This is a genomic window from Blautia sp. OM07-19, from assembly GCF_003481595.1.
Taxonomy (GTDB): domain Bacteria; phylum Bacillota; class Clostridia; order Lachnospirales; family Lachnospiraceae; genus Blautia_A; species Blautia_A intestinihominis.
This window is the reverse complement of the sequence record NZ_QULA01000006.1, coordinates 5,001-28,245: the sequence shown is the minus strand read 5'-3', so window position 1 is coordinate 28,245 and position 23,245 is coordinate 5,001. Positions and strand designations below refer to the sequence as shown.

Annotated in this window: 15 protein-coding genes (1 of these 15 running past the window's edge); 14 read left to right on the top strand and 1 reads right to left on the bottom strand. The window is 45.1% G+C overall.

Annotated features, from left to right (window positions below):
* The first annotated feature begins 7 nt into the window (after window positions 1–7).
* The 5 genes from rsmI (at window position 8) to DXC01_RS06025 (ending at window position 7,065) form a co-directional block, all read left to right on the top strand.
* Window positions 8–847 carry a 16S rRNA (cytidine(1402)-2'-O)-methyltransferase gene (gene rsmI / locus DXC01_RS06045; RefSeq protein ID WP_022213292.1) on the top strand — a complete coding sequence of 280 codons (840 nt, stop codon included), beginning with the start codon at window positions 8–10 and terminating at the stop codon, window positions 845–847.
* Between the two features lie 188 nt (window positions 848–1,035).
* On the top strand, window positions 1,036–2,961 hold the full coding sequence (gene gyrB / locus DXC01_RS06040) for a DNA topoisomerase (ATP-hydrolyzing) subunit B (RefSeq protein WP_022213293.1): 1,926 nt from the start codon (window positions 1,036–1,038) through the stop codon (window positions 2,959–2,961).
* A gap of 11 nt (window positions 2,962–2,972) precedes the next feature.
* Window positions 2,973–5,507 (top strand): DNA gyrase subunit A, encoded by a 2,535-nt coding sequence (gyrA, locus tag DXC01_RS06035; protein WP_118698512.1) that lies wholly within the window; start codon window positions 2,973–2,975, stop codon window positions 5,505–5,507.
* Window positions 5,508–5,525: 18 nt separating this feature from the next.
* Complete coding sequence (locus DXC01_RS06030) at window positions 5,526–6,323, top strand: hypothetical protein (RefSeq protein WP_227222113.1); 798 nt, start codon at window positions 5,526–5,528, stop codon at window positions 6,321–6,323.
* Window positions 6,324–6,345: 22 nt separating this feature from the next.
* Window positions 6,346–7,065 carry a lysophospholipid acyltransferase family protein gene (locus DXC01_RS06025; protein ID WP_118252510.1) on the top strand — a complete coding sequence of 240 codons (720 nt, stop codon included), beginning with the start codon at window positions 6,346–6,348 and terminating at the stop codon, window positions 7,063–7,065.
* 69 nt (window positions 7,066–7,134) lie between these two features.
* On the opposite strand, the gene DXC01_RS06020 is transcribed toward DXC01_RS06025, so the two are convergent.
* Window positions 7,135–7,326: a hypothetical protein gene (locus tag DXC01_RS06020; protein ID WP_022213297.1), complete on the bottom strand. Its 192-nt coding sequence runs from the start codon at window positions 7,324–7,326 to the stop codon at window positions 7,135–7,137.
* A gap of 215 nt (window positions 7,327–7,541) precedes the next feature.
* On the opposite strand from DXC01_RS06020, the gene DXC01_RS06015 reads away from it, so the two are divergent.
* The 9 genes from DXC01_RS06015 to DXC01_RS05975 all read left to right on the top strand — a co-directional run.
* Window positions 7,542–9,506 carry an alpha-L-rhamnosidase-related protein gene (locus DXC01_RS06015; protein ID WP_118698511.1) on the top strand — a complete coding sequence of 655 codons (1,965 nt, stop codon included), beginning with the start codon at window positions 7,542–7,544 and terminating at the stop codon, window positions 9,504–9,506.
* Between the two features lies 1 nt (window position 9,507).
* A complete protein-coding gene (locus tag DXC01_RS06010) occupies window positions 9,508–11,901 on the top strand; it encodes a glycoside hydrolase family 2 TIM barrel-domain containing protein (protein WP_118698510.1) in 2,394 nt (797 codons plus the stop codon).
* Between the two features lie 238 nt (window positions 11,902–12,139).
* Window positions 12,140–15,202 carry a glycoside hydrolase family 3 C-terminal domain-containing protein gene (locus tag DXC01_RS06005; RefSeq protein ID WP_118698509.1) on the top strand — a complete coding sequence of 1,021 codons (3,063 nt, stop codon included), beginning with the start codon at window positions 12,140–12,142 and terminating at the stop codon, window positions 15,200–15,202.
* 16 nt (window positions 15,203–15,218) lie between these two features.
* Window positions 15,219–15,650 carry a hypothetical protein gene (locus DXC01_RS06000; RefSeq protein ID WP_118252514.1) on the top strand — a complete coding sequence of 144 codons (432 nt, stop codon included), beginning with the start codon at window positions 15,219–15,221 and terminating at the stop codon, window positions 15,648–15,650.
* A gap of 4 nt (window positions 15,651–15,654) precedes the next feature.
* Entirely contained in the window at window positions 15,655–17,121 is a 1,467-nt protein-coding gene (locus DXC01_RS05995; protein ID WP_118252515.1) for an MFS transporter, read from the top strand.
* A 137-nt stretch (window positions 17,122–17,258) separates the two neighbouring features.
* Window positions 17,259–19,067 carry a leucine-rich repeat protein gene (locus DXC01_RS05990; protein ID WP_118698508.1) on the top strand — a complete coding sequence of 603 codons (1,809 nt, stop codon included), beginning with the start codon at window positions 17,259–17,261 and terminating at the stop codon, window positions 19,065–19,067.
* Complete coding sequence (locus DXC01_RS05985; protein WP_118698507.1) at window positions 19,064–20,422, top strand: MBOAT family O-acyltransferase; 1,359 nt, start codon at window positions 19,064–19,066, stop codon at window positions 20,420–20,422. Before DXC01_RS05990 ends, DXC01_RS05985 begins: the two co-directional genes overlap by 4 nt.
* 2 nt (window positions 20,423–20,424) lie before the next feature.
* Entirely contained in the window at window positions 20,425–21,735 is a 1,311-nt protein-coding gene (locus tag DXC01_RS05980; RefSeq protein ID WP_118698506.1) for a hypothetical protein, read from the top strand.
* Between the two features lie 131 nt (window positions 21,736–21,866).
* Window positions 21,867–23,245, top strand: partial view of a family 43 glycosylhydrolase gene (locus DXC01_RS05975; protein WP_118698505.1) — the 5' portion only. 73 nt of this gene lie beyond the right edge of the window; only the first 1,379 of its 1,452 coding nucleotides appear in the window; its start codon is at window positions 21,867–21,869; the stop codon falls past the right edge of the window.

Genomic DNA, 23,245 nt, shown 5'->3' with positions numbered 1-23,245 from the left:
CTGATTTATGAGCGGTAAATTATATCTGTGTGCAACACCTATCGGAAATCTGGAAGATATTACGCTGCGTGTTCTGCGTACTCTCAAAGAAGTAGACCTGATCGCGGCAGAAGATACGAGAAACAGTATCAAGCTTCTGAATCATTTCGAGATCAAAACGCCCATGACCAGTTATCATGAATACAACAAGATCGACAAAGCTTATACACTGATCGAGAAGATGCAGTCAGGAATGAACATTGCACTGATCACGGATGCAGGTACTCCTGGAATTTCAGATCCGGGAGAAGAACTTGCTGCCATGTGTTATGAAGCAGGGATCGAAGTGACCTCACTTCCGGGACCTGCTGCCTGTATTACAGCACTTACTCTGTCAGGGCTTCCGACCAGGAGATTTGCTTTCGAAGCTTTTCTTCCAATGGACAAAAAAGAACGCAGGGAAGTCCTGGATGAACTGGTCAATGAGACAAGGACGATCATTATGTATGAGGCACCACACAAGCTGGTCCGCACACTTAAGGATCTCAAAGAAACTCTTGGCAACCGCAGAATGACACTTTGTCGGGAACTGACGAAGAAACATGAGACTGCTTTTCATACGACGATCGATGAGCTGATCGCTCATTATGAGAACGAAAAGCCATTAGGGGAATGTGTCCTTGTGATCGAGGGCAAGAGCCGCCAGGAACTCAAGGAAGAAGCTGTAGCTTCCTGGGAGGAGATCTCCATCGAGGAACATATGGAAATCTACGAAAAACAGGGGCTTTCCAGGAAGGATGCCATGAAGCAGGTGGCGAAGGACCGAGGGGTATCCAAGAGAGAAATTTATCAATATCTGATCCAGTAAATACGAGAACTGTATTTCCAAAAAATGTGAAATACAGTTCCTTTTTTTATACATTGTTTTTACAGAAAACCGGGATTTTTAATGGAAAGAGAGTTGTTTTTGTGTTATAATAAATTAGTATACGTATGTCCAACAGAGGATATACAACCAGTAATTTTTATATAACATTGAATGACAGGAGGCAGCACATGGGCGGAGAAAATACGGAGTACGGAGCGGACCAGATTCAGATTTTGGAAGGGCTGGAAGCGGTTCGTAAAAGACCGGGTATGTATATTGGAAGTACATCCAGCCGGGGTCTGCATCATCTTGTATACGAAATTGTAGATAATGCGGTAGATGAAGCTCTGGCAGGATATTGTACAGAGATCCAGGTAAGCATCAACCCAGACAACTCCATTACAGTTGTAGATAATGGTCGGGGAATTCCGGTAGGTATCAACCACAAAGCAGGAATTCCGGCAGTTGAGGTTGTATTTACCATTCTGCATGCCGGCGGTAAGTTTGGCGGTGGAGGATATAAGGTATCCGGAGGTCTTCACGGCGTAGGAGCATCTGTTGTAAATGCTCTGTCCGAGTGGCTGGAAGTTACCATATATCACGAAGGCAGAGAATACAAGCAGCGTTATGAGAGAGGACATACAATGTATCCTCTCAAGGTTGTTGGAGAGTGTGATCCGGAGAAATCAGGAACAACTGTTACATTCCTGCCGGATAAGGAAATCTTTGAGGAAACTGTTTATGATTATGATATCCTGAAACAGCGTCTTCGTGAGATGGCTTTCCTTACCAAAGGACTTCGCATTGTCCTCAGAGATGAGAGAGAAGACTCCAAGAAAGAAAAAGTATTCCACTACGAGGGTGGTATCCGTGAATTTGTAACATATCTGAACAAGAGTAAAGAACCTCTGTATCCAGAGGTTATTTACTGTGAGGGAGAGAAGGACGGCGTTTCTGTTGAGGTTGCGATGCAGCACAACGACTCCTATACAGAGAACAGCTATGGATTTGTAAATAACATCAATACACCGGAGGGCGGTACACATATCGTTGGTTTCCGTAATGCACTTACCAAGACTTTTAACGATTATGCGAGAAAGAACAAACTTCTCAAGGACAGTGAACCGAACTTAAGCGGTGATGATATCCGTGAGGGTCTGACTGCGATCGTAAGTGTCAAGATCGAAGAACCACAGTTCGAAGGCCAGACAAAACAGAAACTTGGCAACAGTGAGGCGAGAGGCGCCGTAGACTCTGTTGTCAGCAAGCAGCTTGAAATTTTCCTTGAGCAGAATCCATCTGTAGCCAAGGCTACTGTTGAGAAATCTGTTCTTGCACAGAGAGCAAGAGAAGCAGCACGTAAAGCACGTGACCTTACCAGAAGGAAATCCGCACTCGATGGAATGTCACTTCCGGGTAAACTTGCGGACTGCTCAGACAAGGATCCGAAGAACTGCGAGATCTATATCGTAGAGGGAGATTCCGCAGGCGGTTCTGCCAAGACAGCGAGAAACCGTGCGACACAGGCAATCCTTCCGCTTCGAGGCAAGATCCTCAATGTTGAGAAGGCACGTCTTGACAGAATCTACGGAAATGCAGAGATCAAGGCAATGATCACAGCTTTTGGAACAGGTATCCATGAAGACTTTGATATCAGCAAACTGCGTTATCACAAGATCATCATTATGACCGATGCCGATGTCGATGGCGCACATATTGCGACACTTCTTCTGACTTTCCTTTACAGATTCATGCCGGAACTTATCAAGCAGGGCTATGTATATCTGGCACAGCCGCCGCTGTACAAGGTAGAAAAAAACAAGAAAGTCTGGTATGCCTACGATGATGCGGAACTGAACCGCATCCTTGAGGAGATCGGACGTGATAATAACAACAAGATCCAGCGTTACAAAGGTCTTGGAGAGATGGATGCAGAGCAGCTTTGGGAGACAACCATGGATCCGGAGAAACGAATCCTTCTCAAAGTAACAATGGACGAATCTGCTACATCTGAGATCGATCTGACTTTTACCACTCTTATGGGTGACAAAGTTGAACCAAGACGTGAATTTATTGAAGAAAATGCACGTTTTGTAGAAAATCTGGATATCTAGGAGAATAAAAAATGGAAGACAATATTTTTGACAAAATCCATGAGGTGGATCTGCAGAAGACCATGGAGAAATCTTATATAGATTACGCCATGAGCGTTATCGCCTCACGTGCTCTTCCGGATGTAAGAGATGGTCTGAAGCCGGTACAGAGAAGGGTTCTGTATTCCATGATCGAACTGAACAACGGTCCGGACAAGCCGCATCGTAAATGTGCCCGTATCGTCGGTGATACCATGGGTAAATATCACCCTCATGGAGACAGTTCTATCTATGGAGCACTTGTAAATATGGCACAGGACTGGTCTACCAGATATCCGCTGGTAGATGGTCATGGAAACTTCGGTTCCGTGGATGGTGACGGTGCTGCTGCGATGCGATACACAGAGGCTCGTCTGAGCAAGATCTCCATGGAGATGCTTGCTGATATCAACAAGAATACCGTTGATTTCCAGCCAAACTTTGATGAGACAGAACGGGAGCCGGTTGTACTTCCGTCCCGTTATCCGAACCTTCTTGTAAACGGTACTTCCGGTATCGCAGTTGGTATGGCGACAAATATCCCGCCACACAACTTAAGAGAGGTTATCAATGCAGTTGTCAAGATCATTGACAACATTATCGAGGAAGACAGAGAGACAACGATCGAGGAACTTCTTGAGATCGTCAAAGGACCGGATTTCCCGACAGGAGCAACGATCCTTGGAACAAGAGGAATTGAGGAAGCATATCGTACCGGTCGCGGCAAGATCCGTGTCCGTGCGGTGACAAATATCGAGACACTGCCAAATGGCAAATCACGTATTATCGTCACAGAACTTCCATACCTCGTAAATAAAGCCCGTCTGATCGAAAAGATCGCAGAACTTGTCCGCGACAAGAAGATTGACGGAATCACAGACCTGAATGATCACTCCAGCCGTGAGGGAATGCGAATCTGCATCGACCTCCGCAGGGATGCCAATGCAAATGTTGTCCTGAACCAGCTTTATAAGCATACACAGCTTCAGGATACTTTTGGCGTGATCATGCTTTGCCTTGTTTCCGTAAACGGAAGCCTTCAGCCGAAGGTACTGACTCTTCCGGAGATGCTTAAGCAGTATCTTGCACATCAGGAAGATGTAGTGACAAGAAGAACCAAATACGACCTGAACAAAGCACAGGAACGTGCTCACATTCTGGAAGGTCTGCTCAAAGCACTGGACAATATCGATGAAGTTATCCGTATCATCCGTGCCGCAAGAAACGTTCAGATCGCAAAACAGGAATTAATGGATCGCTTTGAACTGACAGATGTTCAGGCGCAGGCGATCGTAGATATGCGTCTCAGGGCTCTTACCGGTCTGGAAAGAGAGAAGCTGGAAGCAGAATATGCAGAATTAATGGAGAGGATCCGCAAATTACAGGCAATTCTTGCAGACAGAAATACGCTTCTCCGTGTCATCCGTGAGGAGATCCTTGCAATTGCTGAGAAATATGGCGATGACAGAAGAACTGCCATTGGATTTGATGCATATGACATCTCCATGGAGGATATGATCCCGAGAGAAAATACAGTTATCACAATGACCAAACTTGGTTATATTAAACGTATGACCGTAGACAACTTCCGCAGCCAGAACAGAGGCGGCAGAGGAATCAAGGGCATGCAGACACTGGACGATGACTATATCGAAGAACTGATGATGACGACCACGCATCATTATGTGATGTTCTTTACCAATACAGGCCGTGTATACCGTCTTAAAGCATACGAGATTCCGGAAGCAGGAAGAACTGCGAGAGGAACTGCGATTATCAATCTTCTGCAGTTGATGCCGGGAGAGCGCATTACAGCAGTTATCCCGATCAGCAAGTTCGAAGAGGGACATTACCTGATGATGGCAACCCGTAAGGGACTCGTCAAGAAAACTCCGATCCAGGATTATGCAAATGTCCGCAAAGTAGGTCTTGCAGCGATCGCACTTCGCGATGATGATGAACTGATCGAAGTAAAGGCAACGGATGATAAGAAGGACGTTATCCTGGTAACCAAATATGGCCAGTGCATCCGTTTCAAAGAAACAGATGTAAGAAGCACAGGCCGAGTTTCCATGGGGGTTCGCGGTATCAATCTGCTGGATGGTGATGAAGTTGTAGCTATGCAGCTTAACACGCAGGGATATTATCTCCTTGTTGTTTCTGAGAACGGTATGGGCAAGAGAACCTCCATCAGTGAGTTCACCTGCCAGAACAGAGGCGGTAAGGGCGTGAAGTGCTACAAGATCACTGAGAAGACAGGCAATGTTATCGGTGCAAAAGCTGTAAATGAAGAAAATGAGATCATGATGATCACCACAGAGGGAATTATTATCCGTCTGCAGTGCGCTGATATTTCTATTCTGGGAAGAATTACCTCAGGAGTAAAACTGATCAATCTTTCCAAAGGAGTGACCGTTGCAAGCTTTGCGAAAGTCAGAGAGAAAGAAGAAGACAAAGAGAATCAGCAGACAGCAGAAGAACCTGTAAACGAAGCAAATGATGAAGTACAGGAGAGCACGGAAGAATAAAGGGGACGTTAGATCATCATGGAGAAGGAATATGTCACATTAAACAGCGGCAGCAAAACTGCTGCCAGGAGCAGTAAGAATACCAAAAGCCGCCGAAAGACCGGACATTCAAAATCCAACATCAGAAGATCTGCACTCGAAACAAAAAGAACGGGAAGTTCAAGGACTGGCATGCGCAAGGTAAATGGCAGCAGTAAGTCAACCAGTCCCAGAACTTCCAGAAGCAAAAAGAAGAGCAGATCCAGAAAGATGGATATTCCCGTACAGTATATTGCGGGAGGCGCAGTGCTTGTAATTTTGCTCATAGCGATCATTTTTGCTGTGAGAAGCTGTGGTATCAGCCACAAAACACCGGAAAGAGTTGTCAAAGCCCTGATCGAATCCTACGAGAGCGGCAATGAAAATAAGATTAAGAAATGCTATGGAGTGACCAAGGCAGATGACAATCTTCAGGCAGAGATAGATGCAAATATCAAGTATTTTGCAGCGCATTCTCCGGAGAAGATCCAGATCAACAAGTGCGATAAGATATACCAGGATGGTAATTATGCATTTATATATATTACGTATGATCTGGTACTCAAGGACGGACAGAGCTATCCGTGCATCAGTACTTATATGACTCAGAAAAAAGATGACAATAAGTACTATATACTTGCACCATCAGATGTTACCAATGATATGAACAAACAGGCAGCAGAGAAATATGCGCTGTTCATGAAGACAGATGCATATCAGGAATACACCGTTGCCTACGATAAATTTATCAAGAAGAATCCAGGATACGAAGAAAAAATCGCTTCAAAATTAAGTTAAAAGGATCCTGGGGAGGTGTAGCATGAAAAGAATCATAATGATGGTATTACGAAATCTTTTCTTTGTGCCTTATGGATGGTTTATGCTGAACTGGTATGCGGGACATGTGGATGATTATCCGGAAGAAAAGCGTTATGCGCTGCTCAAGAAAATCGACTGCAAGGCGAATACAGGCGGAAACATTACGATCAAGTCCTACGGAGTAGAGAATATTCCGTCGGAGAATGGATTTATGTTTTATCCGAATCATCAGGGACTGTATGACGTTCTGGCGATCCTGGATGCCTGCCCGGTGCCGTTTTCTGTTGTAGCCAAGAAAGAAGTGGGCAATGTTCCATTTCTGAAGCAGGTATTTACCTGTATGAAGGCTTTTATCATGGACAGAGAGGATATCAGACAGTCCATGCAGGTAATCCTCAATGTCACGAAGGAAGTCAGGAGCGGTCGCAATTATCTTATCTTTGCGGAGGGGACCAGAAGCAAGAATGGAAACCATCCGCAGGAATTTAAGGGGGGAAGTTTCAAGGCAGCTATGAAAGCCAGATGCCCGATCGTTCCGGTAGCACTGATCGACACCTACAAGGCGTTTGACACAGGCTCAGCGGCTCCGCTGACCGTTCAGGTACATTTCCTGAAACCGATGTGCTATGACGAATACAAGGATATGAAATCAACAGAGATCGCAGCAGAGGTCAGAAGAAGAGTCGAAGAAACCATTCAGGAATATGGTGGATGGGATTAACTGAATATTTGAGAAACAGACAGCCGGGAGCAGTTAAGCTTCCGGCTGTTTTTGTGTAGTGTGTCCAGATCATTCTTTTTCCCTGGCAAGTGCCTGTTTCATGAGAGTGCAGTCTTTGCTGTATTGACAGACCCCGTATTCGCAGCTTGAATCAAGAAGACGAAGCCCCTCTGGAAACTGCTCGAATTCACAGATTACAGTCTGTGTCATGTCAAAATTCCGACAGTATCCGTTAAAAAATTCCTCAATGATCTCACCCATAAAAATCCCTCTTTTCTTTTATATAGATTTACTTTTTTTTAAGATCCAGTCTATCATAGAATGCTTAAGTTTCCAACAGAAATCCGGGCTGCCCCTGCCTTGCGTGAACAGCTGTTTTTTGAACGTCAACTGTGTTTGACTTTAAGCGTGGACAGCCCGTATAGTTAAAGTAGAAAATATATGATGAAAACAAACAAGATTTGGAGGAATCGGGAATGAGCAAAAGTTATTGGATCTGGTATCCGGGAGATTTTGAATTATATCATGGAATGAAGCAGAATTTCAGCCGTGTGGAGAGAGGCTTTGGCTGGCCGGCTTTCTGGAAAAGCGAAGGATTCCGCAACCGCGTGGCTTTTCGCCGTACTTATCATTTGGAAAAAGAAACTTCCTTTACTGTATATTCCAATGCAATCGGGCATGTACTGGCAGGAGAAAAGAAATACCCATTTGGAAAAAAGATCACCTGTGGACCGGGAGAAGTTGCAATCGCTGTTCACGCAGGATGTATTGAGGCTTTTCCATGTATTTATGTAGAAGGTGATGTGATCTGTTCAGACAAAGGCTGGATAGCAGAAGATTATGATCAGGAACCGCAGCCGGCAGGAAGAAGCAGATATTTCACCAGACCGGAACAGAATCCGACAGTCTGGGAATACAGCGAGAAAATATATGAACCAGTCAACGTAACAGAATACAACAGCGGAACGCTCTATGAATTTGAGACAGAGCTGAATGCAGTTCTGGAAGCAGAGTTCAAAAACGGATATCAGCCGGTACTGATCTGCTGTGGCGAATCCAGAGAAGAGGCAATCGACCCTGTAAACTGCTACTATAGCTGGCAGCCGGACAAGGAGACTGGCAAATGTCCTTGCTGTGCAGTACATTTTGCATACATTCCGGATTGCAAACCGGGAGAGATCATACTGAAAGCAAATCATCAGTATGTCGACATTCCGGTGAAAGCTGCATTCCACTGCGGAGAGGAACGCCTGAACCAGATCTGGTCTGTGGCAGAGCATACATTCCGCCTCTGCAGCGGCATCTTTTTTATTGATGGTGCCAAACGTGACAAATGGATCTGGTCGGGAGATGCATACCAGAGCTTTTTTGTAAATCGTTATCTGATGGCAGATGCAGATATCGACCAGAGAACGATTCTGGCACTGCGCGGCAATGACCCGATGACGAGACATATCAATACGATCGTAGACTATTCTCTTCTGTGGCTTCTGGGGGTGAATTATCACAATGAAGGATACGGTGACAGGGATTTTCTGGAACTGGTTTATCCAAAGATGGTTTCCCTTATGGAATTCTGCAATGGAAGACGCGATGAACACGGTTTCCTGATCGGAAAGGAAAAAGACTGGATTTATATCGACTGGGCAGACATGGACAAAGATGGCCCGCTCTGTGCAGAACAGATGCTTTATGCGGCATGCTTCCGTGTGATGGCAGAGATCAGCGAAAAGCTTGGCAAGGACGGAAGTGCTTACAGACAGGAGTATGAGAAACTGGCTGCTGCCATTGAAGAGTTTTTTTGGGATGAGGAAAAAGGTGCGTACATCGATTCTTTTACTTCCGGGAAACGAAATGTGACAAGACATGCAAATATTTTTGCTGTATTATTTGCTATCGCAGATAAGGATAAGCAGGAAAAAATCCTCACAAACGTACTCGAAAACGATGAGATCCCGGCGATCACAACACCATATTTTAACTTCTTCGAACTGGATGTACTGTGCCAGATGGGAAAACTGACCGAAGTTTTGGACAAGATCCGTTCCTACTGGGGCGGCATGCTGGATCTTGGAGCAATTACCTTCTGGGAAGAGTACGATCCGTCTGTGCCGAAGGAAGAACAGTACGACATGTACGGTGATCATTTTGGCAAGAGCCTCTGTCATGCATGGGCGGCAAGCCCGATCTATTTCCTGGCAAAATATTTTGCCGGACTGGATCTCGTAAACAGAGAAGAGACGACTTATGTATTAAAACCACAGATGCAGTATTTTACAGAACTAGACTGCACACTCCCGGTGGGAAACCATGGAACAGTCCGACTGCTCTGGGATGGAGAATATCTGGAAGTGACACCGGCTGCAGACGGTGGAGTTCTGGAACTCGGTGAACAAAAATTTTCTCTGGTCAGAGGAGAAACAAGAAGGGTAAAGATTTGATATGAAAAAAATAGATTTTAACAGAAATTGGACATGCAGATGCCTTACCAGAGATGAGGAACCGTATTCTGTGACACTTCCGCATGATGCGATGCGGAGTGAGCCGCGTACTGAGGAAAGTGTCAGTGAGGGAAACTCCGGCTGGTATCTGGGCGGCGATTACGAATATACGAAACATGTTTTTGTGCCATCAGAGTACAGCGGCAAAAAAGTTCTCATTGAATTCGAGAGTGTTTATCACAATGCGGAAGTTTATATTAATGGAACAAAAGCAGCATACAGACCGTATGGTTATACAAATTTTTATGTAGATACAGAAGGGCTTCTGAAATATGAGGCACAGAATGAGATCCGTGTGATCGCACGAAATTCTGATCAGCCAAACAGCCGCTGGTACTCCGGAACCGGCATCTATCGTCCGGTATATCTTTGGACAGGCGATAAGAAGTACATTCCGGTCAATGGAATCAAGATCCATACAGTAAGCTATGCCCCGGCAGTGATCGAAGTAGAAATCAAGACTTCCTGCCCGGGAATGGTGAAAGTTGAAATCCTGAACAAAGAGCAAAATGTTCTTACAAAAGAAATAGAAAATACTGGACACCCGTCGGTTTTCCGTATGGAGATCCCGAACGCAAAACTCTGGGACTGTAAGCATCCAAATCTTTATACTCTGCGTGCAACATTTGGAGAAGATGTTGTAGAGGAAACATTTGGAATCCGACTTCTTGAATGGAGCCCGGAAAAAGGCCTTACGATCAATGGTAAGAGAGAAATCCTCCGTGGTGCCTGTGTGCATCACGATAATGGTGTGCTGGGTGCCTGCACGTATCCGGAGGCAGAGGAGCGCAGAATCCGCATCCTCAAAGAGAATGGCTATAATGCGATCCGTTCGTCTCATTATCCATGCTCTAAGGATATGCTGGATGCCTGCGACCGTCTGGGAATGCTGGTGATGGATGAATATGTCGATGTCTGGTATATCCATAAGACAAAATATGATTATGTGAATTACCTTGCGAAATGGTGGCAGCAGGACCTCAAGGATATGGTGGAGAAAGATTACAACCATCCGTCTGTTATCATGTATTCTACAGGAAATGAAGTTGCAGAGACTGCACAGAAAAAAGGAATCGAACTCACCGGCAGAATGACTTCTTACCTTCATAAACTGGATCCGCACAGACCAGTAACCTGCGGGATCAACATTTTCTTTAACTTCTTAAGTTCTATGGGAATGGGCGTTTACAGTGATGATAAGGCAGAAAAAAGCGCCCAGTCTGCAAAGCAGGAAGCAGAGAAAAAAGAGAAGAAGAAACCAGTAGGAAGTGAATTTTATAATACCCTTGCCTGTCTGGTCGGAGATTACTTCATGAAGATCGGTGCGACCCTCCCGCCATGTGACTGGAAAACAAAGGATGCATATGCGAACATGGATATCGCAGGATACAACTACGGACTTTTCCGCTACAAACATGACCTGAAGAAATACCCGAAACGTCTGATCCTCGGTACAGAGACTTTCTGCAAGGATGCATACAGTTTCTGGGAAATTGCCAAGAAGAATAAGCGGATCCTGGGAGATTTTGTCTGGTCAGGATGGGAATATATCGGAGAGACCGGAGACGGTGCAGCTGAATACGAAGAATACAAAGGCAAGATGCCGCATACAAGAATGACTGGAAATAACGGAAGAATCGACCTTCTTGGAAAGCCGCGTGCAGAGGCAGCTTACACAAGAGTTGCTTTTGAACGGGAAACAGGTCCGTTTATCGCCGTGAAACCTGTTTGTCAGAAAGAAAACCTGAACCTGACAGGATGGGCTCTGACCAAAGCACTGGAGAGCTGGTCATGGCGAGGATGTGCCGGAGAAAAAGCTGAAGTAGAAGTTTTTGCAAGGGCAGCAGAGGTGGAGCTTCTGGTCAATGGAAAGAAAGCTGCACGTGGCAAAGTAAAAAAATGCAGGACTAAATTCCACATTCCATATGAGGATGGCGAGATTACAGCAGTTTCCTATGATAAGAACGGACGTGAGATCAACCGCCAGACACTGATGACAGCAAATAAAGAAACCATGCTTCATATCAAACCGGAACAGGAAACTGTGGAAGCGGGCAGATTGCTGTTTGTTCCATTGCAGTACGGAGACTTTAACGGAATCTGGAAACCGATGGAAAAACATCACCTGAAAGTTACAGTAGAGAATGCTACGCTTGAAGGTCTGGGAAGTGCCTGCTCCTATGTGGAAGGTAACTATGCACAGGATACCGTCGATACTTATTATGGTGAGGCGATGGCTGTAGTCCGTGCCGGAGAAAGCGGATCCGTGAAGATCACGGTCTCTGATGAAGAAAAAACATATACATGTGAGATTCCGGTAACAACACAGAAATAAATTGCCATATAGGCAATATAGACAAAAACAAATATCACAATTTGTGCAAGATTCCCTGAAAAATTTTGCTTGTGAAAATTCAATAAAAAAACGCTCCCATTTACGGCTGAAAAAGTGCAGTCTGCGAAAAAAATGGGAGCGTTTTTGGGATTTATGTTAAATTTAGGTCATGGAAATTATGGAAGCACTTGAGCGATGAGGCTTACCCATATTTCATGGAAAGAAAGGAGATAAAATCATGAGCAGAAAAAATATCTGGCGTGGTATGACTACTCTTACAGCGTCTCTTCTGACCGTTTCTGTTGCGGCAGGACCTGTAGTAGACAGCTATCGTACAGACATCGACAAATTTCTTGGAACCAAGAGCAGTGCTATGGTAACAGACAGTACAGACGAGGATCTGTATACATATAAGTCTGACTATTCCAGCACTACAGAACTTCTGGAGTCCATCGAGGATCTCGGAGAACGTATGAGTGAGGAAGGAACTGTTCTGTTAAAGAACGAGAATAATGCACTTCCGCTGTCAAAAGATGAGACACAGAAGCTGTCCCTTCTTGGATTTTCCAGCTACTATCCGGTACAGGGCGGTGACATGGGAAGTTCCCTGACTGAAAATGAAGGAACAGATGCAGATACTGTAGACTTTGTTGAAGCATTAGCTGCAAAAGGATTCAGCATCAATGAAGATCTTCAGAATCTGTACAAGAGTCTGGAATCAGAGTTCAAGACAGAGGTTAATATGTGGGGAAATATCGTAGAATACTACCACATTACAGCACCTGCAACAGACGGCGTATTTGCAAGCGAAGAGCCTTCACAGGAAACAATGGACAGTGTAGACAGCCAGTGGAAAGAATCTATGGATGATTACAATGTCATGCTGGTAACGATCGGACGTTCCTCTACAGAGAACGGAACTTACCTTCCGGGTGTGGACGGCGTAGATGCATCTCAGGATCTGAACCAGACCGATCCGCTTGGATTAAGTGATGATGAGCGTGACCTGATCAATGCTGCAGTTGAAGCAAAAGAAAGCAACGGCGGTAAAGTCATCGTTATGCTGAACAATGCAAACGCAATGGAGATTGATGAGATCAAAAACAATGACGGCGTAGACGCTATCCTGGAAGTAGGTCTTCCGGGAGGCTATGGTTTCTATGGTGTTGCAGATATTCTTTCTGGAGAGGCAAACCCGTCCGGTCATCTGACAGATACCTATGCTGTAACAAATGCCAACTCACCGGCAGCACAGAACTTCGGAAATTATGAGTGGATCAATGCAGATCCGACTGTAAATATCAATGCAGAAGAAGTTGAAGCAGAAGGTATTTATACAGGATATAAATATTACGAAACCAGATATGCAGACACTGTACTTGGACAGGGAAATGCAGATGCAACCGTAGGAAGTTCTACAGGAAAAGCATGGGATTATGATAATGAAGTATCTTATCCATTTGGATATGGTCTTTCCTATACAACCTTCGAACAGACTCTCAAGAGTGTAGATGTAGACCTTGAGAACAGAACGGTAACTGCTGAGGTAGAGGTTAAGAATACCGGTGATGTTGCAGGTAAAGATGTTGTACAGCTTTATACTTCTGTTCCTTATACAGACTATGACATAGAGAACAAAGTAGAAAAATCAGCAGTTCAGCTTCTGGATTATGAAAAAACAGATATGATCGAGCCAGGAGAAAGCCAGACTGTTACCATCACAGCAGATGCACAGGATATGGCAAGCTGGGACAGCACCTGTGATAACGAAGCAGGTACAACCGGTAACTGGATCCTGGACAACGGAACTTATTACTTCACTGTTGGAAACGGTGCACATGAGGCTGTAAACAATGTCCTTGCCGCACAGGATCAGAAAGTTGACGGAAATAAAGACAACGTACAGACATGGGAACTTGGCGATTTTGATTCTTCTTCCTTCGCTGTAACCTTAAATGGTACACCAGTAGAAAATCAGCTCCAGGATGCAGATCTGAACAACTGGATGGAAGACACAGTTACTTATCTCAGCAGAAATGACTGGGAAGGAACCTGGCCGGAAACATACAAAGACCTGACAGCTACAAACGAAATGATCAGTACTATGGCTGATGACTACAGTGATATCGAAGCAAACGGAGATCCGTCTTCTGTAACCTTTGGTGCAGACAATGGAATGACTCTGGCTAACCTCAAAGGAGTAGACGATATTACAGATGAAAGATGGAGCACTCTGATGGATCAGATCACTCTGGAAGAATGCCTGATTCGTACAGGACTTGGCGGAACCAGTACAAAAACGATCGAATCTATCACTTCTCCGGAAGCTATCCAGAACGACGGACCGAACGGATTCAACTCCTATCCGCTGGGACAGTATGCAAACTCAGACGATTCCACAGGAGATCCATGCGTGATCGCAGAGGATGATCCGAACCGTGATTACAAAATGGGTGTTATGGCAGTTGAAACTGTAATTGGTCAGACATTCAGCAAACAGCTGGCAGAAGAATGGGGCAAAGTAATCGGTAACTATTCTCTGTGGGCAAACACAGCAATCTGGTGGGGCGTTGGAACAAACCTTCATCGTACACCTTACAATGCACGTAACCACGAGTACTTCTCTGAAGATGCAGTTCTGACAGCTGGTCAGGGTGCAGCAATCATCGAAGCCGGACATGAATATGGCGTACTGATCGCACCGAAACATCTGGCATTCAATGACACTGAAATCAACCGTACAGGTATTGCCGAGTTTATGACAGAGCAGGCTGCCCGTGAAAATGAACTGCGTGGTGTACAGTCCTGTATCGAAGATGCAAATGCGCTTGCTGTAATGACTGCATACAACCGTGTCGGCTGTGTGACAAGTAATGCACATACCGGACTGCTTCTGAACATCGTTCGTAAAGAATGGGGATTCAAGGGTCTGATGTCTGAGGACTTCATTCAGGATCCGACTTATACAAAGATCCGCATGGCAGTACATAATGGTGTAACCATGACATGTAACACCGGTGATAACACAATGGCAGCAGTAGAAGCAGTATGGCCATACTGGAGTGTAGAGAATGCAAGCAAGAGTGAAGAACTTCTGACAGACCTGAAACAGGCAATGCTGTATCAGAACTATGCACTTGCAAATTCCAATGCAATGGATGGCATGGCAACTACTACACATATTGAAAAACTGAATACATGGTACGATAACCTGATCACAGGTCTTCGCGTTGGATTCGGTGTACTGACTGTACTCTGTGCAGCAATGTATCTGCTTGGACTGAAAAAGAAAGAGCAGTAAGGAGGAAAACGAAACTATGGCTGAAAAGAAAAAAATGGGCGCAGGACTGGTCTTAAGTGTAATCACTGCTCTTGTGACTGTTGCAGGACTGGTTCTGTACATGATGAACTGCAAAACAAATTATTTTATAAACAGTGGCGTTAATAATGCGGTTGTAGCCTGCCTGGCTGCAGCTGCGATCCTTGAGATCGTTATGATCGCAGCTTCTATGAAAATGGGAGCAAAACCGGTTCTGGATATCCTTCCAGTAGCGTGTGGTGTACTGACAGCATATGCACTGATTCAGTTTATCAGCAGCAGGATCGCTGCGATCGGATCGATCATGACTTTTGAGAACAACGCTCAGAATATGGCGGATTTAAAGGGTGCAATCATTGGAATGATCGTGTGCGCGGCTGCTCTGATCTGTACAATTATTTCTTCCTTCTTCAAAGTAGTAAAGGATTGATTTTATGACCAAGACAAAGAAAGATTTCTGGAACGGTCCCCTGACCGGTTCCAGGATCAAATCAGATGATGTAAAACTTCCGGAGATGTTGATCGGATATTTTATCGGACCGTTCGGAGCACTTCTGGCTTCCGGTATCTTTACCAGTATCCTTCAGAACTATTTTACAGATGTCCTGAAACTGAACCTGACATTTCTGACAACCTTACAGCTGTTTTCGACCATCCTGATCGTAGCGGCAAACCTGATCGTAGGTCAGCTTATTGAACGCACGAGAACAATGGCAGGAAAGGCAAGACCGTGGATCCTTCTGTCCGCACTGACCCTGTCTATTGCCTCTGTTCTGATGTTTGTAGTTCCTTTTGAGGGAACTGCCAAGATGGTATGGATCGCGATCGCGTACAACCTGTTTTACGCAGTAGCTTATCCAATCTACAATACAGCAAACTCCACACTGATCCCTGTATCTACAAGAGACAGTAAGCAGCGAGGAGCACTGGCTTCCTTTACCAATGTGGCAGGACTTGCCGTTATGGGTGCTGGTTCCATGGTATTCCCGATCCTGGTTTCTTTTGCGCTGAAAGAAAATCAGCATCTGTGGTTTGTAGCTATGACTGCGATCGCCATTTTCTCTGCACTGACGATCTTCTTACAGTTCAAGTTTACACGTGAGCGTGTAACAGAAGAACAGATGTCTGAGGGAGCAACAGAGGAAGCAAAGGTTAAAACTGCTTCTCTGAAAGAACAGCTTTCTGCAGTTGCCAGTGAAAAAATGTGGTGGATCGTTATGCTGTTCTACATGGGATTCCAGTGGAGCGGCGCGATGAAAAATGGCTCCATGACTTATTTCTGTAAGTGGGTAATGGACAATACTTTCTTCGGTACAGCAGATGCATGGGGCGCTTCACAGTCACTCCTGAGCATCATGGGTGCGGTTCCGATGGCTGTGGCAGCAGTGGCGATCGTACCTCTCTGCAACAAATTTGGAAAACGTATCGTATGTATGGTCGGCATGCTTCTGGGATCTGTCGGCGGTGTAATCGCTATTATGGGTAACGGACAGATCGTTCCTGTAGCAATTGGCGTCGCGCTTAAATGTCTCGGATCCGCTCCGGCATGCTACATGATCCTTGCAATGCTTGCGGATGTTATCGATCATATCGAATACAAATCCGGAATCCGTACAGATGGACTGACAATGTCTATCTACAGCTCCATCATGGTAGCTGCAACTCCTGTATGCAACTCTATTTTCAGTGCGATCTTAAATGCCAGTGGATATGACCAGGCAGCAGATATCGCACTTGGTACTGCGGCACAGACAGCTGCAGCACAGACAGCAATCTCTGTCGGATATATCTGGGTAGAGACAATTGCTTATGTGATCTGTGCAGTTCTGATCTTCTTCTTTACAATAGAGAAGGATCTGCCGGAAGAGCAGAAAGCAATTGCAGCGAGAAAAAACAAATAAATAAAGAGCCTAAAAGGGCTGTTACAATGAGGCGGTCTTCTGGTATATATAAGGTTAGTAAGTGTGAAACTGTGCCTTGAATATGCCGGAAGACCGCCAGTCAGTTTAAGTCAGAAATGGAAGGAGGAATTTGATTCATGCGCAAAAGAAAATTGAAAATGGCATCTGGGATATTCCTTCTTCTGCTGATAGCAGGACTGTCCGGATGCGGTCAGAAAAACACGGAGAAAGAAAATCTCTGTCATATCGTTCTGGAAGCCGGAGAAGGCTACCATGTAACAGATCCTGCCAGAACAATAAAATCTGGAAGTGATGTGAGCTTTACGATCATGCTGGATGATAACTGGCAGTTTCTTGGCACAGATTATCATGGCGAGACCGAAATAACAAAAGAGGATGATGGAAAAACAGTAAATCTTGTTTTGCATGAAGTAAATTATTCAGAGAGTATCTGCATTCAGGCCGAAAAAGGAAAATATGAGATTGTCTATGATGCCAATGGCGGACAAAACATTTCAGGAGATTCAGACAGAGTAAGTATCTGTTACCGCGGTACACATCAGAGGATCAATACTTCGACCGGAACGGATCTTTTTGCCAGAGATGGATACACACTGCTTGGATGGAATACCAGAGCCGATGGAACCGGACAGGCAGTGGGGCTCGGAAGCCGGACCGAATGGAAAGAAGGATTTGTGCTGTATGCACAATGGATTCCCTGGACAGGCGAGGCAGATTTTGTATACAAAAAAGTGTCAGGCTTTGCAGTCATAACCAGCTATATCGGAAAGGCACAGCAGATCTGCGTTCCGTCCAGCCTTGGAGGTTTTCCAGTGCGAACCATCCGGGAACAGGCTTTTGCAGACACAGAGTGCAAAACCGTGATCCTTTCACCTGGGATTCATGAAGTTGAAAAGTGGGCATTCAGGAACAGTCGACTGGAACAGCTGTATATCTACGATGATCTGGAGAAAATCAGCGATTATGCATTTCAGGACTGCGATATGCTTCGTACCCTGCATATCAATTCGATCGAGGCTCCAGCTTACAGTGGAAATTATTTCGATACCTTTCAGGATAAATATGATCGTCTGTTGAGTCTGAAGGACAAAAAGAAGATTGTCCTGTTTTCCGGTTCTTCGACGAGGTTTGGATACGACAGTGCGATGCTCGATCAGGCTTTTCCTGATTATGAGGTGGTCAATATGGGAGTTTTTGCTTACTCACCGGCACTTCCGCAGCTTGAACTGATCCGGTCCTGCATGAAGGAGGGAGATATTCTTCTGGACTCTCCGGAATTTGATGCGGCAAACAGGCAGTTCTGCTATCAGAAGGAACTGGATTATGCGACATTTGCCATGATGGAATCCAATTATGATGCATTTGCCGATTTAGACCTCAGGGAATATGCACAGGTCTTTACAGCTTTTTCTGCATACCAGACAGCAAGACAGGATATGGAACGAAAAAATTACGATGTCTGTGCTTCAGATTATGATGAGGATGGAAATGAAGTGGAGGAACCAAGTTACAATGAGTATGGGGATTATGTCGTATATCGCCCGAATTCCACGAGTGAAAAACCGATTTACGGACTTCCGGTAAATTATACAGTAAACGCCTTTCCGAAAGAAACGTATATCGATTCTGCGAATGCAGAGTTTCAGAAATTTATGGATCAGGGAATAAAAGTTTATTTTACCTATTCACCCAGAAATAAATATGCACTTTCAAAAGACAGCACGCAGGAGGAAAGAGCCCGCCTGCATGAATATTTTAAGAGTCAGCTGCATGTTCCTGTTATTTCTGAACTTGAGGATTCTTTATATACAGGAATCTATCTGTATGGGACAGATAATCATTTATCTACAGAAGGGGCGCAGATCCGGACCGAAAAAGTGATCCATGATCTGAAAGAACAGCTTGCGAAGGAGGAGAAAAAATGAATTTTATATCGCTGACATTTGTTTTCCTTTTTCCAGTGGTGGTGCTCCTGTACTGGAAGATTCCGTGGAAACACAGAGAACTTTTTCTGCTGGCAGTGAGTTACTTTTTCTATATACGGGAAAGTTCCTGGGCGGGAGGGCTGCTTCTGCTTACAACGGCGGTTACTTATCTGGCGGGAATTGCTATCGAGAAAGGCAGACACAGAAGAACCTGGCTGATTTTTGCTGTGGCTGTGTGCCTGGGACTTCTGACCGGACTGAAATATTCGGTCCCGCCAGTGGGAATCTCATTTTATACTTTCCAGACAATGGCATACGTGATCGATGTATATCGGGGCGAGATTTCTGCGGAAAAAAATCCTGCAAGTTATGCTCTGTTTGTTTCATTCTTTCCACAGCTGGTGGCAGGCCCGATCGAGAGGGCGGGGAATCTCCTCGGACAGCTGAAGGAAAAACATACAAGGAGCCGGGTAGATCTGCTGAATGGTTTCTGGCTGATGCTCCGGGGATTTTACAAAAAAGTTGTCGTGGCAGATTATCTGGCTGTGTATGTTGACAGAGTGTATGCTGCACCGCAGGATGCCGGTGGGATTGGTGCGGTTCTGGGAACCGTGTTTTTTGCCGTTCAGATTTATTGTGATTTTTCCGGATATACAGATATTGCAAGAGGTGCGGCACGTATGATGGGGATACGGCTTATGGAAAATTTCAGGCATCCTTACCGTGCAGTAAGCATACAGGATTTCTGGAAAAGATGGCACATCAGCCTGACGCGCTGGTTTACGGATTATGTATATATTCCACTTGGAGGAAACCGCAGAGGATTTGTGAAGAGATGCCGGAATGTGCTGATCGTTTTCTTGTTGAGTGGATTCTGGCATGGCGCGTCCTGGAATTTTGTTGTGTGGGGACTGATCCATGGAATCTATATGGTTGTGGCTATGTGCTTCTCGTGGATAAGGAAAGATAAAAAGAGGATTCTGCATCCGGCGGCTGGATGGGTTATGACGATGCTTCTTGTGAATATTGCCTGGGTGTTTTTCCGGGCGCCTTCGCTTTTCGGTGCGTGGCAGATTTTGTTGCAGCCGTTTGTGAATCCGCTGGGCAGTGGAATCTCGGAGACGATGAGTTTTCTTGGCATTCAGGGCCTGGCGATTCTGCGGCTGCTTGCGACAGGAATTACCTGGGTGCTTCTGGAACGGATTCCCGAGGAAATTGATAAGTACTGCCAGACCAGGAAGGGACTTTGCCTGGCGGCAGCAGGTTTTGTTGTGATAGTGACTGTAATTGAATTTTCATGGCTTGGCATGATGGCATCCGGCGGTGAAAATGCATTTATTTATTTCAGGTTTTAAATATGGATAAAAAAACAGTAAGACGTGTTGTCATAATTGCGCTGGCAGTGCTTCTAGTGGAGCAGATTTTTTTCCTGATCTGTGGGTTTGGACTGCCTGTACAGTATGGGGATACGTTTATGGGAGAACTGAAAAGTAAATATGAGAGATTAAAGGAAACTCCGGGACAGAGAATCGTACTTGTTGGCGGCAGCGGCGTTGCTTTTGACTGTGACAGCGAGATGATCGACGAAATTTTTCCTTCGTATGAGGTTGTCAACTTTGGCATGTATGCAGGACTTGGGACGAAGGCGGTCATGGATCTTTCCGAAGCGTATATTCGTGAAGGGGATATTGTGATCCTTTCCCCGGAACAGAGTGAGCAGACGCTTTCAGATTATTTTAATGGAGAATATATGTGGCAGGCTGCTGACGGAGCTTTTGGGATGCTGCGCCATATAAAGAGTGAAAATTTTGAAGTGATGCTGGGAAATTTCCCGGGATTTGCTCTGGAAAAACTGAACTATGTATGGAAGGGAAAAAATCCTCCGACAGACAGCGTATATCAGAAAAAATCCTTTAATACCTATGGAGATATTGACCTGGATACATGTCAGAAGAATATACTTCCGGGCGGTTATGATGTGAACCAGAAAGTAAGATTTACAGAAGATGTGGTACAGCCGGAATTTCTGGAGTATATGAATGTCTGGGCAGAGCGTCTTGAGAAAAAAGGCGCAGCCGTCTGGTACAGATATTGCCCGGTAAACGAGCTGGCAGTGGAAGACGCAGATGATCTGAAATCATATGATGTGTTCCTGCGTCAGAAACTGGATTTTCCGGTTATAGGAAATCCGAAAAACAGCCTGATGGAAGCGGAATGGTTTTTTGACACCAATTTTCATCTGAATCAGGCGGGAAAAGAAGTAAATACTGTGCAGCTGATCCGGGATATCAAAGCGATGCTTGGCGATGACAGGACTGTAAATGTGGAACTTCCGGAGAAACCTCACAGGACATGGGAAGATATATCTACAGAGACAAGGATATGGACTGCAAGAGACAGCGAGGCATATCAGGGCGAAGAAACGATCGTGATTCCGGAGAATGTGACGCAGATCGGGGATTATGCTTTTTCGGGCTGCACAGGTCTTAAGGCAATCGTACTTGAACAGAAAGATCCTTCGAAATGTATCGTGGGTCAGCACCTTCTGGATGGCACCAGTGCGGAGATTCTTGTTCCACAGATGTCCGCGGACAGTTATAAACGAAACTATTTCTGGTCAACATATGCGGGACAGATTCGGGAAAACACAGATCACGCAGAAAAATAAACCAACCACGTTCAAAAGAAATCCGATACGGAAAATCATGATACAATGCAGATACGATAAAAGTGAGACTATAAATTTTGAGTTACGAAATCAGAATTGTGAAATTGAAAATGTGAAATTGGAGGGAAAATATGAAAACAAAACAGGCTGTAAATCCATACATGCCAAGCTGGGAATATGTCCCGGATGCAGAACCACATGTTGTAGGAGACCGTGTGTACGTTTACGGTTCTCATGATATCTTCAACGGACTGAATTTCTGTCTGGGCGATTATGTCTGCTGGTCCGCACCGATAGATGACCTGGGTAACTGGCGTTACGAAGGATGTATTTATAAAAGAGAACAGGATCCGGCGGCACCGAGGATCCGTCTGACAAATGGCCTTGCTGCCCCAGATATGGTACAGGGATCGGATGGGAGATTTTATCTGTACTATTTTATGGGTGGTACAAAGATGATATCCGTAGCTGTATGTGACGAGCCGGCAGGAAAATACGAATTCTACGGATACGTAAAATACAGCGATGGCGTTGCAATCGGTAAGAAGAATGAGCCGTTCCAGTTTGACCCGGGCATCTTTATGGATGACGACGGGAAACTGTATCTGTACACAGGCTTTGCACTGGCAGGAAACCCGATCCTTCTGGATGGCTCCAAACCAACAGAGCATGGACCGATGTGTTTTGAACTCGATCCTTCTGATATGCTGACCGTATTGAACGGACCATCATACATTGGCATTGCAGGTGAAAAGGAGTCTGTCGGAACACCTTATGAGGGTCATTCTTTTCTTGAGGCAAGTTCCATGCGTAAATTCGATGGTACATATTACTTTATTTACAGTACAATGAACAGCCATGAACTCTGCTATGCGACAAGTGACAGTCCGGTAAAGGGATTCCAGTATGGCGGCATTCTGGTAAGTAACGGTGATGTGGGCCTTGAAGGTGTGCCGGATGTGAAGCATGCAAGATTTGATACTGGAAATACACATGGCAGTATCATTGAACTGAATGGAAAATATTTTGTTTTCTATCACAGACACAGTAACCGCAAACAGTCCTCCCGTCAGGCGATGGCAGAAGAGATCTGTTTCGAAGACGGAAAATTTTATCAGGCAGAGATGACCTCCTGCGGTTTAAATGGCGGACCGCTGGAAGGGAAAGGAACTTACCCGTCCTATATTGTCTGCAACCTTTATGGAAAAAAGGGAACACGTTTCTTAAGCATGATCAAGCATCCGAAGAAAGACTGTCCATATCTGACTCAGGATGGAAAAGACAGAGAGTCCGGACCGGATCAGTACATTGCAAATATGTGCGACGGTGCCCTGGCAGGCTTTAAGTATTTTGACCTCAGGGCAACAAAAGAGATCAGTGTGGCTGTAAAAGGACGCACAGAAGGAACTCTGTATGTTCGTACCAGTGAGAATGGAAAAGCTGTGGCATCAATTTCTGTCAGTCCGTGCAGAGAAGTCAAAGAATTTAAAGCTCCTCTTAAGGTTTCTGG

Excerpts from the sequence above, each read along its gene's own strand:
- rsmI (WP_022213292.1), top strand. The coding sequence starts at position 8 with ATGAGCGGTAAATTATATCTGTGTGCAACACCTATCGGAAATCTGGAA.
- gyrB (WP_022213293.1), top strand. The coding sequence starts at position 1,036 with ATGGGCGGAGAAAATACGGAGTACGGAGCGGACCAGATTCAGATTTTG.
- gyrA (WP_118698512.1), top strand. The coding sequence starts at position 2,973 with ATGGAAGACAATATTTTTGACAAAATCCATGAGGTGGATCTGCAGAAG.
- DXC01_RS06030 (WP_227222113.1), top strand. The coding sequence starts at position 5,526 with ATGGAGAAGGAATATGTCACATTAAACAGCGGCAGCAAAACTGCTGCC.
- DXC01_RS06025 (WP_118252510.1), top strand. The coding sequence starts at position 6,346 with ATGAAAAGAATCATAATGATGGTATTACGAAATCTTTTCTTTGTGCCT.
- DXC01_RS06020 (WP_022213297.1), bottom strand. The coding sequence starts at position 7,326 with ATGGGTGAGATCATTGAGGAATTTTTTAACGGATACTGTCGGAATTTT.
- DXC01_RS06015 (WP_118698511.1), top strand. The coding sequence starts at position 7,542 with ATGAGCAAAAGTTATTGGATCTGGTATCCGGGAGATTTTGAATTATAT.
- DXC01_RS06010 (WP_118698510.1), top strand. The coding sequence starts at position 9,508 with ATGAAAAAAATAGATTTTAACAGAAATTGGACATGCAGATGCCTTACC.
- DXC01_RS06005 (WP_118698509.1), top strand. The coding sequence starts at position 12,140 with ATGAGCAGAAAAAATATCTGGCGTGGTATGACTACTCTTACAGCGTCT.
- DXC01_RS06000 (WP_118252514.1), top strand. The coding sequence starts at position 15,219 with ATGGCTGAAAAGAAAAAAATGGGCGCAGGACTGGTCTTAAGTGTAATC.
- DXC01_RS05995 (WP_118252515.1), top strand. The coding sequence starts at position 15,655 with ATGACCAAGACAAAGAAAGATTTCTGGAACGGTCCCCTGACCGGTTCC.
- DXC01_RS05990 (WP_118698508.1), top strand. The coding sequence starts at position 17,259 with ATGCGCAAAAGAAAATTGAAAATGGCATCTGGGATATTCCTTCTTCTG.
- DXC01_RS05985 (WP_118698507.1), top strand. The coding sequence starts at position 19,064 with ATGAATTTTATATCGCTGACATTTGTTTTCCTTTTTCCAGTGGTGGTG.
- DXC01_RS05980 (WP_118698506.1), top strand. The coding sequence starts at position 20,425 with ATGGATAAAAAAACAGTAAGACGTGTTGTCATAATTGCGCTGGCAGTG.